Below are 11,537 nucleotides of genomic sequence, written 5' to 3'. Positions count from 1 at the left end.
GGCCTGCAACAGCAGCCGATCACTCCAGCTGCTCCGCACAGCCACTCTGCTCGCTACGTCCAATGAACAGCATGACCAACGTTCCAGAGCCAGGCCAAAGCCTTTGTCTTCTGAGCCGGACTCCGATTCAACCACTTACAAAAACGCTTGAATCAGAGCGGATTTGCAAAACTGCGCCTCAGAGCGAGAAGGAGCCCAGCGGGTTTCGGGCATGGAATGTGCAGACCGGCGCTCGCCGGGTTTCTCAACGAAACAGACCGCACCCATACGATCTCTGCTCACCTTGAGCGTTCATCGTAACAAGGCTATAAGCACTTTTCGCTGTCAGTTGCTAGCGCTGCTGGTCGCGGACTGCCGAAAGAGTCTCTTCAAACTCGTCGAGAAATTCATCTTCCAGCAGCCGGTCCCGGATCAGGGCATCCTGCTCGGTGGTGGCCTGCTCGCGCGCCCAGCGCACGCGGGCTTGCCGCGCACCGCTGACGTTGCCCTTGCCCGCGATAAAGCGCGCGGCGTGACGCACGGCTGTCACCGGGTCATCGGTGGGCGCCGTGACCGACAGGTTGCGCAGCCCCCCCTGGTCATTGACCAGCGAGCAGATCACCTCTACGCGCACGCCGCGCCGCGTTAGAAACACCTGGTCCACGCGCCACATGCTGGTCGCCCGAATGGGGTCCGGCGCGCGCGAGGGTCTACGCCGGGCCACGGCTGTCTCCAGCGACCACAGGCTTTTCCCCAGGCCCAGCAGGCGGCGTCCAGTCCCGCGCAGCTTCCAGCCCCAGCAACACGCGCCCGGCACCCTCGGCCAGCGCTTCCAGTTCCAGTTCGCCGGGAATAATAAACACCGGGGCCATCCAGGCCACCCGGCGCTCGATGCGGTCGGCCAGATCTTCCCAGCGGGCAATACCGCCCGTCAGCACCAGGGCGTCGGGGCGGCCACTGAGGGCGCCGGTCTGCTCGCCGATGGCCTTGGCCACCTGATGCACGAAGGTGGCGGCCGCCGCCTGCACCTCGGGGTCGCCGGGAGCGCGGGCTTCCAGGTCACGCAGGTTGGCGCTGCCAGTCAGGGCCAGAAAGCCGCCCTCGCAGGCCAGGTGGGTCAGGGTGCGGTCACCGTGGGTCTGGGTCAGGCGCACCAGGGCGCGCGGCGGCACAGGGCCACTCTGCATGGCGCCCAGCGGCCCGCCGTCCGCCCCCGAGCCGGTGGTGTCCACCGCCCGGCCCTGGTCAAAGGCGGTCACGCTGGTCGTGGCTCCCAGGTGCGCCACGACCACGCGGGCCTCGTGAAAGCGTTTCCCGACCTCGTGCGCCGCGCGCCGGGCCACCGCGCGGGCGTTCAGGGCGTGAAATTCACCGCGCCGCGTCACGCCGCGCAGGCCAGTGGCGCGGGCCTCGGGCAGCAGTTCGTCGGCGCTTTGCGGGTCCACGATAAACGCCGGCACGCCCCAGTGTCCCGCCAGCGCCAGCGCCAGCGGCCCGCCCAGGTTGGGCGGATCAAAGGCGCCCTCACCGCGCACCGCGCAGGCAGCCAGTTCGTCGGTCACGCGGTAGGTGCCAGTGGGCACCCGGCCAATAAACCCGCCCCGGCCCACCACCGCGTCCGGGGCCGGCCAGGCCGCCGTCAGGTCCAGGATGGCCTGGGCCAATTCGGGCACCTGGGCGGCGCTGGGGGGCGCGGCCAGCGGCAGCTCGGCGCGGGTCAGCTCCAGGTGCAGCTGACCAGGCAGCGCCGGATTGACACTGGGCCTAAGGGTCGCGCACGCGAGTTTCACGCCGCTGGTTCCGGGATTGATCACGTGGGCGATCACAACGCCGCAGGGTAGCAGATAGGCACTCACCACAGGGCGGCGGGGACAACCCCTGGAGGTGCCCCCGCTTAGCCCGGCGCGCTCAGACGCTTTTCAATCAGTCGCTCGGTTCAATCAGGCATTGGGTTCAATCAGGCCGTAGTGACCGTCTTTGCGGCGGTACACCACGCCGCAGCTGCCGGTGTCCATGTGCATGAACACATAAAAGTCGTGGCCCAGGGCTTCCATCTGGGCCACGGCGTCCTCGGGGCTCATGGGGCGCAGGTCAAAGCGCTTCTGGCGCACAATTTCGGGCACGAACTCGGTCACATCGTCCAGGCCCGCGTCCACATCGGCCTCGGCAGGGCCCGGCTCGGGCTGGGGCGCGGCGTCGTGACGGTGCTTGAGATACCGGGTCTTGAACTTGCGCAGTTGCCGCTCCAGCACGTCGCCGGCGCGGTCAATGGCTGCGTACATGTCGGCGTGGTGTTCTTCGGCGCGGATAATGCCGTGTGGAACGTTCAGCTGTACCTCAACCCGGTTGCGCCGCGCGGCGTCGCGCACGTCCCGCACCGTGAGGGTGACCCTAGCGTCGGTAATCTGGTCATTGAAACGGTCTAGGCGAGAGAGCTTCTCCTCGACGTAGTCCCGCATGGCGTCAGTGACATCAACGTTCCGGCCCGACAGCTTATAGATATGCACGGCTTTCACCTCGTCCTTTTGCCGGAGGGAAGGGTAGGCTCCGGTGACCCACTCTAGGCCCAGGGTCATGAGACTGTCATGCGGTTCTCTTACAGCGCTGGCCACAGGTGACGGGGTATGCTCCGGAGTGGAGTGCGCCGCCCCCGGCGGTACCCCGGCTGCGTGAAGACCCGCTCACCGGCAAGGACTAGGGGCGGCGCTACACTGGGCCTGTGAAGGTGGACCGGCAGGAACAGGATGAGGCCCGGCGCGAGCGCATCGCGCGGGCGGCCTTTGAACTGTTTGCGCGCAGCGGCCTGGACGCTATCAGCGCGCAGGACATTGCGCAGGCGGCGTATGTCAGCCGCACCAACCTCTACCGCTATTTTCCCAGCAAGGTGCATATGCTCCTGGCTCACTTTGAAAAGGCGGTGCAGGCCAGCCGCGACGACGCCCTGGAACGCCTCACCGCCGGGGCCAACCCCCAGCTCGTCTGGGACAAGGTCACCGCCCGCATGGCGGACCTGGGGGTGCGCTACCGGCATCTGGTGGGCGCGGTGGGTCAGGCGGTGCTGGGCGCCCCGCCTGAGGGCGCTACCGTTCCCGCCACCCGCCCCGGCGATGGCCTGCGCACCGCCATCACCCTGGCGGCGCTGGTGCAACCGGTCCTGCTGGCCATGCAGGCCCAGGGTCGCCTGCGCCCCGAAGCCAACGTGCAGATGCTGAGCGCCCTGCTGGTGGACGCTTTTATCCTGGCCCTGTTACACGGTGGGCACCGAGATCAGCGTGATGTGCTGCGTGACTGGCAAGAGCGGTTCAGCCTGCTGATGCACGGCGCCCTGGCCCCAGAGGCGACGGCGCGCGATCAGGTGAGGTAAAAAACCAGGAGAGAGGACGCGAGAGACCTGCCAGACATGAACGGCAGGTCTCTCGTTCTTCCAGAGGCAGGGCGCGGTCAGGTCTCCCCTCCCACGCCCGGCCTCTCTCACTCTGCTTTACACCTGGACGAGCCAGCCTTCGGGCGCAGGGCGGTCGCCAAACTGAATACCGGTCAGTTCGTCGTACAGGCGGCGGGTAACCGGCCCAACCTCGGTTTCGCTGTAGAAAACGTGAAAGTCGTCGCCGTGCTGAATGCCGCCGATAGGCGTGATGACAGCCGCCGTGCCACACGCCCCCGCCTCGCTGTACTGGTCAAGGTCGTCAATGAGCACGTCGCCTTCAACCACATTCAGGCCCAGGCGGTGTTCGGCCAGGTGCAGCAGGCTGTACTTGGTGATGCTGGGCAGGATGCTGGGCGACTGGGGGGTCACGAAGCTCTGCCCGTCCCTGGTAATGGCAAAGAAGTTGGCCGCCCCTACCTCTTCAATCTTGGTGTGGGTGGCGGGGTCCAGGTAGATGGCGTCGGCGAACTGGCGCTGCTTGGCCTCCAGGCCTGGCAGCAGGCTGGCGGCGTAGTTGCCGCCCACCTTGGCGGCGCCGGTTCCCTGCGGCGCGGCGCGGTCATACCCGGACGTGATGAAGTTGTGGGGCGTCAGCCCACCCTTGAAGTAGGCCCCGACAGGAATAGCGAACACCCCGAACAGGAACTCGGGCGCCGAGCGCACGCCGATGTTGTCACCCACGCCAATCACGTAGGGCCGCAGATACAGCGCGCCGCCGGTGCCGTGGGGGGGAATCCAGTGGTCGTTGGCCCTGACGACCTGGCGGCAGGCCTCGATAAACTGCTCGGTGCTGACTTCGGGCATCAGGACGCGGCGGCAGCTTTCCTGCATGCGCGCGGCGTTGCGGTCAGGCCGAAACAGATTCACGCTGCCGTCGGCGGCGCGGTAGGCCTTGAGGCCCTCGAAGCACTGCTGGCCGTAGTGCAGCGCCGTGGACCCCTCGCTGATGTGCAGCACGTTGTCCAGGGTGAGCGTGCCACTGTCCCAGGCGCCGCCGCGCCAGTGCGACAGATACCGCTCATCGGTGCGGATATAGCTGAAACCCAGCGTGGACCAGTCGAGATTCACAGGCGGGCGGGCGGCGGGGGTCTGGCTCGTCATGGCGCCATTGTCCCGCAGAGTGGGGGGCCAGGCCAATGGGGGCAGGCAAGAAGGCCGGACAGCAGGAGAAGGGCGCCGGGACTGGCGAGGCTGAGTCCTTTTGCCACTGGACTCCCCACCCCCTCAGAGGAGCACCCAGAGTCTTCTCGGCAGCACCGCAGGAGGGACTGCAAGAGAACGCCGCCTCAACCCAGCCGCTGAATCTGGGCTAAGGCACCCGTTAAAACGCGACGGTGCCGCGCCCCCTTTATTCTTTTTCCTCCAGCACATACCGCCGGAACCGGTCCAGAATCGCCAGCCCCACCGCGCCGCTTTTCTCGGGGTGAAACTGCGTGGCGTGGAGGTTGCCCTGGCTCAGCGCCGCCCAGAAGGGCACGCCGTACTCTGTGATGGCCCCAGCGTCCACCTCCGTCTCAATGGGGACGTAAAAACTGTGAACGAAGTAGGCATAGGCCGGGCAGGCCAGGTCACGCAGCAGGGGGCTGTTCCCGACCTTGTCCAGACTGTTCCAGCCCATCTGGGGCACCTTCCGTTCCGGCACATGCTCAAAGCGGCGCACCGTGCCGCCAATCAGGCCCAGGCCCGCCACGCCGGGAGCCTCCTCGGAACCTTCCAGCAGCATCTGCATGCCCACACAGATCCCCAGCAGGGGCGTGCCGGCCTGCGCGGCGGCCAGCACCGGCGCGCGGAAGCCACTTTCGTCAAACGCCTCCATCACCTGCCGGAAATGGCCCTGACCGGGCACCACCACGGCGCGCGCCCCAGCCACGTCCGCCGGATCAGCGCTGACCTTGACGGCCATGCCCGCGCGCTCCAGGGCTTTGGCAGCGCTGCGCACGTTCCCTGCGCCGTAATCCAGCAGCAGGACTTCAGGCGCGCTCACAGGCTGCCCTTGGTGCTGGGCAGGGCGTCTGAGGTCAGCGCCACCGCGTCGCGCAGGGCGCGGGCCAGGGCTTTTACGACAGCCTCAATGACGTGGTGGGCCTCGCGCCCAGCCAGCAGCCGCACATGCAGCGTCACGCCGCCGTGGTTGCACAGCCCCCGCAGAAACTCGCGCAGGTGGTAGTGGGTCATGCCGCCCGCCGTGCCCCACACGTCCAGCGTCTCCGGCTCAAAAGCCAGGTGGGCCCGGCCCGAGAGGTCCACGACCACGTGCGCCAGCGTCTCGTCCATCGGCACGAAGGCACTGCCGTAGCGCTCTATGCCCCGCCGGTCCCCCAGCGCCTGCGTAAGCGCCTGCCCCAGCGTGATGCCGGTGTCTTCGATCAGGTGATGCGGCTCGATGTGCAGGTCCCCAGTCGCCTTGACCGTGAGGCCCAGGCGGGCGTGGCGGGCTAGGGCGTCCAGCATGTGGTCAAAGAAGCCGTGGCCCGTCTCGGGGTGGCTGTAGGCGGCGCTGTCAAGGTCCAGACGAACGCTGATGTCCGTCTCACTGGTGGTTCGGGTCACGGTGGCCGCACGGCTCATGCCGCCTATGCTAGCGGCGCCAGAGGCCAGAGGCACGGACCTGTCGAACATCCAGACGGGCAAACGGCAGAAGAACCAGAGGCCCGTTCTGTCTTGACCGTAATCGCGTTCTGTTATAAACTAAATATATGAAACTGAGCGATGTTCAGAAACGACTTCAGGCCCCGTTTCCCGCTCATCTGGTGGGATGGAAGCCGGGCGCCATCAGCAAAGACCGCACGCGGGCGATGCTCCTGGCCCATATCGATGCCCGCGCGGTGCAGGACCGCCTGGACGCCATCTGCCCCGATGCCTGGAGCTTTGAGGTCGAAGTGGTGGCCGGCACCCGCCTGCCCACCGTCAAGGGCCGCCTGACTGTGCTGGGCGTCACCCGTGAGGACATTGGCGAGGCGCCCGAAGGCGACCTGGGCACCCTGAAGGCTGCCGCCAGCGACGCGCTGAAGCGCTGCGCCGTGCATTTTGGCATCGGCCGTTACCTGTACGACCTGCCCAAAACCTGGGCCGACTGGGACGACACGAAGCGCGCGCCCGTCAGCTCCCCCGAACTGCCCGACTGGGCCCGCCCTGACCACGAGCGCACCCCCGGCGGCGCCCACCTGATGCAGGCTATGGAGCAGCTGCGCTACGAACTGCCCGAAGACCTGGACCTCCAGCGTGAGGTGTACAAGCACCTCAAGGCCGCCCTGGGCAGCCTGCACCCCAGCGCTCCCCAGACGGGCCGCGCGGCATGATTCGGCACACCGATGAGCGGAGCCGCCCAGGATCGCGCCAACTGCTGACCTTCACGGCGTCCCTGCTGCTGCTGATGCTGCTGGGCGGCACCCTGGCCCGGCTGCTGTAAACCTAAGCCTGTGAATCCCGCCTCTGCGCGGGATTTTTATGGCCTACCTATTGTCACTACCAGGGTACTGACACCTCGGCTCTGGACCGGCCTACGCTGAGGTCATGACCTGGAATCCAGCGACCTATGACCAGTTCAAAGTGGCCCGCAGCGCTCCTGTGGCCGATCTCCACGCGCTGATTCCAGATCAGCCGTACGAGCAGATCGTTGACCTGGGCTGCGGCGCGGGCGACCACACCCTGACCCTGGCGCGGCGCTTTCCGGGGGCCCAGGTGACCGGGCTGGACAGCAGCCCCGAGATGCTGGCGCGCGCACCGCACGGCGCCGCCCCAAATCTGACGTTCGTGCAGGGCGATATCGCTGGGTTGCAGGGCCACTTTGACCTGATTCACGCCAACGCCTCGTTGCAGTGGCTGCCGGACCACCCGGCCCTGCTGGCGCGGCTGTGGAACCACCTACGGGGCGGCGGCGTGCTGGCGGTGCAGGTGCCGGCCAACCACGACCACCCCAGTCACCGCCTGCTGGGCGAGACGGCCGACGAGTTTGCCGCTGAGCTGGGCGGCTACAGCCGGTTTGGCACTGCCCACGGCGCCTCGCCGGTGCTGACGCCCGCCGCATACGCCGAGATGCTGGACGCCCTGGGTGGACAGCACATCACGGCCCTGAGCAAGGTCTATCCAGTGGTGCTGGACGGCGCCGAAGGGCTGATTGACTGGACGCGCGGCACGGCGCTGGTGCCGTATCTGTCGCGGCTGGACGGGGCGGCAGGCGAGCGCTTTCTGGCGGCTTACCGCGCCCGGCTGAAGGCGGCATTTACTGGCGAGCGCCTGTATTACGCCTTTACGCGGGTGCTGTTTGCGGCGCACAAAGGGTCACAGAGAGGTTGACCTCTGACTGGGGGACTGCCCTGTTGGGCCAGCAGCTGAGCAGCGGTGTGGCGCAGATGTGGCGGATGTTCAAACCCTGGCCCTGAGCGGCTGGGCCTTCTTGTGGCTCTGTACACGAAGGATCATATGGATTCCGCTTCAATGGTCTTTGTCACCGGTTGAATCTGAGCGGACTTGAAAAGCGGCGCCGCAATACGACGGGGAGCACAACGGGTTCCGGGCGTGGCGTGTGCAACCCTGCGCTCTGCCGGTTTGGAAACGAAACAGACGGCCTCCATATCGGACCTCACCAGGCGGGTGGGGCCGGGTCATCTCTAATTGTCGGGGCGTCACCGCGCTCTCGCAGCCGGAAGGGGCCGGGCACAAATGTCCTCCTAAGCAGCGGTCTTCCGTTACGTTGAGGCAGGGAGGCACCCCCTTAACTCTGCAACCGCTGTTTATCTCTCTCCGCTCGCCCTAAGGTGCTGCTCTGAGCAGCGGCCTGGAGATCTTTTTTGTCCCTGCTGGCGTGACGCTGGATATCAGCCCAGTCCGCACCGAGCGTCAGGCCACCGCTGAGCCCTCGGCCTCCAGCACGAACAGGCGGTGGCCCAGGTGAACGCCCAGCACCGTGGACGTCCATCCCTCCTCGGCCAATACGCACAGGCCGCAGCTCGCAAAAAGCGCTCGCCATTCGGCGCCGGAGCGCTGGGCCTGGGGGTGGCCCACCTCTAGGTTCATCAGGGCGTCCAGGGCCTGGGCCCGGCGAGACGGGCGCGCGCCACCTGGCTCCACGTCCTCCAGCACCAGCAGCCGCCCGCCCGAGACCCGCGCCGCCTCACGCACGACCGCCGCCGGGTCGGGGCAGTGATGCAGTACAAACGCCAGTAGTACCGTCCCAAACGCCTGGTCCTGGAAGGGCAGAGTCCGGCCGTCGTAGAGCACTCGGCGCAGGCCCAGCCGCCGCGCCAGATGCCGGGCCAGCGGCTGAGCCACCAGCCACTGCCCAGCGGCGCCCCGGTGCGGCCGGACATCCGCCAGGGTGACGGACCAGCCCGCGCGGGCCAGCAGCGCCCCCGTGTGGCCGGTACCGGCCCCCAGGTCCAGCACTGAGCCAGAGACCAGGTGGGGTAACAGCCGCCGCTGTAGGTCTGCTGCCCGTGCCCAGCCCACCGGACCGTACAGGGCCGCCATCAGGGCGCCCCACACGCTACTGGCCCCGCTTTTTGGTCCCGCGCATGGGGGCGTGGGTCCAGGGGTCATCCGGCCAGGGGTGCTTGGGATAGCGGCCGCGCAGATCCTTGCGGACCTCGAAATACGACGAGTTCCAGAACGAGCGCAGATCCTGCGTGACCTGCACCGGGCGCCCGGCCGGCGACAGCAGGTGCAGCAGCACCGGGGTGCGCCCGCCGTTGACAGCCGGCGTGTCGGCCAGCCCGAAGAGTTCCTGCAACTTGACCGCCAGGATGGGCGCCTCGCCGGGGCGGTAGGTCAGGCGGATGCGGCTGCCGGTCGGTACGGTCAGGTGGGTGGGAGCCAGGTCGTCCAGCTGAGCGAGCAGCCGCCAGGGGAGCTGGGCTTGCAGGGCCGGCAGAAGGTTCAGGCGGGCCAGGTCCTCACGCGAGCGCGCGCTACCCAGAACGGGCCCCAGCCAGTCGTCCAGGGTAGCCAGCAGGCCGGCGTCACTGAGGTCCGGCCAGCTGTCCTCGGGGCGCCAGGCGCGCAGCGATTCCACGCGGTCCCGCAGCGCCTGCGCCTCGGGGGCAAAAGTGAGGAGGTGCAGCCCTTCCGCGCGAATGGCTCCCGTCAGGGCCGCTGCCCGCGATTCCGGGGGCAGGTCGCGCAGGGGGCGCGTCTCCAGCACCAGCGCCCCAAAGCGCCGCTCTCGCTGGGCCAGCAGGGTGCCGCTGCGGGGGTCCCAGCGCACGGCGTCGGTCCACTCGGCGCCGGCCTCCAACGCGGCGGGGTCCAGCGGCGCGGCCAGAAAGATGCGCCCTTCCGCCTGCCCAGCGTCTAGGTGGGCCACGGCCAGCGCCCGCGCCCCGGCCAGGGCGTCCCCCTCGGGCAGCGCGGCGCCCTGGCCGCCCGCCAGCAGAAAGCGCCCGCTCCTGAGCCCAGACACCGACTCGCGCGCCAGTGCCGCCCGCTCCGGGTAGGCCCGCGCCACCAGGGCGCCCACCGCGAACGGATCGGGCGGGGTATCGTCTGGGCGCACTCTCAGCAGGCCGCGCCACTGCCGGGACAAGCGCTCGGTACGGTCCAGCACGCCTGCGTCCCCCCTTCCCCGCTCGCCGCGTCGCCAGGCGCGCAGCGCGGCCACCCGGTCGGTCAGGTCTGCGCCGGACCCTGGCGGCAGCGGGTCGCGTTCTTCCAGCAGCGCGGCCACATCGGCGGCCAGGGGAGCGTCCTCAGCCGCGCTCAGCAGATGGGCCAGCCGTGGATGGGTGGGAAAGTCCAGTAGGCGCGCGCCCTCCGGCGTGACGCGGCCCGCGTCGTCCAGGGCGTCCAGACCGCGCAGCACCTCGCGGGCCGCCTGGACCCGGCGCGCGGGCGGCTCGTCCAACCACCAGAGCGTGCCCGGCTCCTGCACGCCCCACTGCGCCAGTTCCAGGGTGAGGGGGGCCAGGTCGGCCTCCAAGACCTCGGGGGGCCGGGCCGCCGGCAAGAGGGGCTGGGTGCGCTCGCTCCAAAGCCGGTAGGCCACCCCCGGCGCCGTGCGCCCGGCCCGGCCCGCCCGCTGCGCCGCCGCGTCCTGTGTGACCCGGCCCGTGACCATGCGGGACAGGCCCGAAGCCGGGTCAAACTGGGCGAAGCGGCTCTGGCCGCCGTCCACGACCACCCGAACGCCGTCAATGGTCAGCGAGGTTTCCGCGATGCTGGTCGCCAGCACTACCTTGCGCCGCCCCTGGGGGTCGGGGCGCAGCGCCCTTTGCTGCTCGGCCACTGGGAGGTCGCCGTAGAGAGGCAGCACGGCGGCGTCCGTGTCGGCCAGCTGCGCCGCTGCGCCCCGAATCTCCCGCACGCCGGGCAGAAAGGCCAACACGTCCCCCGGCTGGGCCGCCAGCGCCGCGCGCACCTGCCGCGCCACGAGGTCTTCCACGCGCCCGGTCGGGTCAGTGGCCAGATACCGCACCTCAACGGGGTAAGCACGGCCCTGACTTTCAATCAGCGGCGCCCCCAGGCGGCCGGGTAGGGCTGGGTCGAGGGTGGCACTCATGACCAGCACGCGCAGGTCGCCCCGCAGAGCACCCTGCACTTCGCGCAGCAGGGCCAGCGCCAGGTCGGCATTCAGCGAGCGCTCGTGAAACTCGTCCAGAATGACCAGGCCCACGCCGGCCAGTTCCGGATCGTGTTGCAGCCGCCGGGTCAGAATGCCTTCAGTGACCACCTCCAGCCGCGTGGCGGCCGACACCCGCGCTTCAAAGCGCACGCGGTAGCCCACGGTGGCGCCGACCTCTTCCCCCAGACCTTGCGCCAGCCGCGCCGCCACCGCCCGCGCCGCCACCCGCCGGGGCTGAAGCATGATGATCTTTTGCCCGGCCAGCCAGGGCTGATCCAGCAGCGTCAGCGGCAGGGCCGTGCTTTTGCCTGCGCCGGGCGGCGCCTGGACCACCACCAGCGGTTGGGTGGCCAGGGCCGCTTGCACGGCGGGAATGACGTCTTGGATGGGGAGGGTCACGGGGTGAATGGTAAGGGGTGAGTGGCTTTATGATTTTGGGTTGGATGGGGTTTGAACGGCTGTGCCCCACCCCCCAGCCCCCTACCCCAAAGGGGTAGGGGGAGCAACGTTAGCACTGGGCAGGGGTTGACTGATGCGGCGAAGAAGCCAATTCTTTCTGCGCGGTAGACGCCATGG

Annotated in this window: 11 protein-coding genes; 3 read left to right on the top strand and 8 right to left on the bottom strand. The window is 68.6% G+C overall.

Going from position 1 to position 11,537, the window contains the following annotated elements; genetic code table 11:
• Window positions 1-331: 331 nt before the first annotated feature.
• The 3 genes from K7W42_RS14080 to hpf form a co-directional block, all read right to left on the bottom strand.
• Window positions 332-703 carry a hypothetical protein gene (locus tag K7W42_RS14080; RefSeq protein ID WP_224575485.1) on the bottom strand — a complete coding sequence of 124 codons (372 nt, stop codon included), beginning with the start codon at window positions 701-703 and terminating at the stop codon, window positions 332-334.
• Window positions 690-1,805, bottom strand: coding sequence for a butyrate kinase (locus K7W42_RS14075; protein ID WP_224575483.1), 1,116 nt, complete (start codon window positions 1,803-1,805; stop codon window positions 690-692). The genes K7W42_RS14080 and K7W42_RS14075 overlap by 14 nt, the downstream gene beginning before the upstream one ends.
• A gap of 114 nt (window positions 1,806-1,919) precedes the next feature.
• On the bottom strand, window positions 1,920-2,486 hold the full coding sequence (gene hpf / locus K7W42_RS14070) for a ribosome hibernation-promoting factor, HPF/YfiA family (RefSeq protein ID WP_224575540.1): 567 nt from the start codon (window positions 2,484-2,486) through the stop codon (window positions 1,920-1,922).
• A 212-nt stretch (window positions 2,487-2,698) separates the two neighbouring features.
• Between hpf and K7W42_RS14065 the strand changes: the two genes are divergently transcribed.
• A complete protein-coding gene (locus tag K7W42_RS14065) occupies window positions 2,699-3,343 on the top strand; it encodes a TetR/AcrR family transcriptional regulator (protein WP_224575481.1) in 645 nt (214 codons plus the stop codon).
• Between the two features lie 117 nt (window positions 3,344-3,460).
• Here K7W42_RS14065 and K7W42_RS14060 read toward each other — a convergent pair whose 3' ends face one another.
• The 3 genes from K7W42_RS14060 to hisB form a co-directional block, all read right to left on the bottom strand.
• Window positions 3,461-4,507 carry a branched-chain amino acid aminotransferase gene (locus K7W42_RS14060; RefSeq protein ID WP_224575479.1) on the bottom strand — a complete coding sequence of 349 codons (1,047 nt, stop codon included), beginning with the start codon at window positions 4,505-4,507 and terminating at the stop codon, window positions 3,461-3,463.
• Window positions 4,508-4,754: 247 nt separating this feature from the next.
• A complete protein-coding gene (gene hisH / locus K7W42_RS14055; protein ID WP_224575477.1) occupies window positions 4,755-5,390 on the bottom strand; it encodes an imidazole glycerol phosphate synthase subunit HisH in 636 nt (211 codons plus the stop codon).
• Complete coding sequence (hisB, locus tag K7W42_RS14050) at window positions 5,387-5,974, bottom strand: imidazoleglycerol-phosphate dehydratase HisB (protein ID WP_224575475.1); 588 nt, start codon at window positions 5,972-5,974, stop codon at window positions 5,387-5,389. The genes hisH and hisB overlap by 4 nt, the downstream gene beginning before the upstream one ends.
• Window positions 5,975-6,102: 128 nt before the next feature.
• On the opposite strand from hisB, the gene K7W42_RS14045 reads away from it, so the two are divergent.
• Complete coding sequence (locus K7W42_RS14045) at window positions 6,103-6,705, top strand: Rad52/Rad22 family DNA repair protein (protein ID WP_157459844.1); 603 nt, start codon at window positions 6,103-6,105, stop codon at window positions 6,703-6,705.
• A 214-nt stretch (window positions 6,706-6,919) separates the two neighbouring features.
• Window positions 6,920-7,702, top strand: coding sequence for a methyltransferase domain-containing protein (locus tag K7W42_RS14040; protein WP_224575473.1), 783 nt, complete (start codon window positions 6,920-6,922; stop codon window positions 7,700-7,702).
• A 543-nt stretch (window positions 7,703-8,245) separates the two neighbouring features.
• Here the strand turns inward: K7W42_RS14040 and K7W42_RS14035 are convergent.
• The gene (locus tag K7W42_RS14035; RefSeq protein WP_224575472.1) at window positions 8,246-8,890 is read right to left on the bottom strand and encodes a class I SAM-dependent methyltransferase; all 645 of its coding nucleotides are present in this window, start codon (window positions 8,888-8,890) and stop codon (window positions 8,246-8,248) included.
• 1 nt (window position 8,891) lies between these two features.
• Window positions 8,892-11,360 (bottom strand): ATP-dependent helicase HrpB, encoded by a 2,469-nt coding sequence (gene hrpB, locus K7W42_RS14030; protein WP_224575471.1) that lies wholly within the window; start codon window positions 11,358-11,360, stop codon window positions 8,892-8,894.
• Window positions 11,361-11,537 lie beyond the last annotated feature (177 nt).

It is taken from the genome of Deinococcus betulae, from assembly GCF_020166395.1.
Taxonomy (GTDB): Bacteria; Deinococcota; Deinococci; order Deinococcales; family Deinococcaceae; genus Deinococcus; species Deinococcus betulae.
The sequence above is the reverse complement of the archived record's forward strand: the minus strand, read 5'-3'. Positions and strand labels throughout refer to the sequence as shown.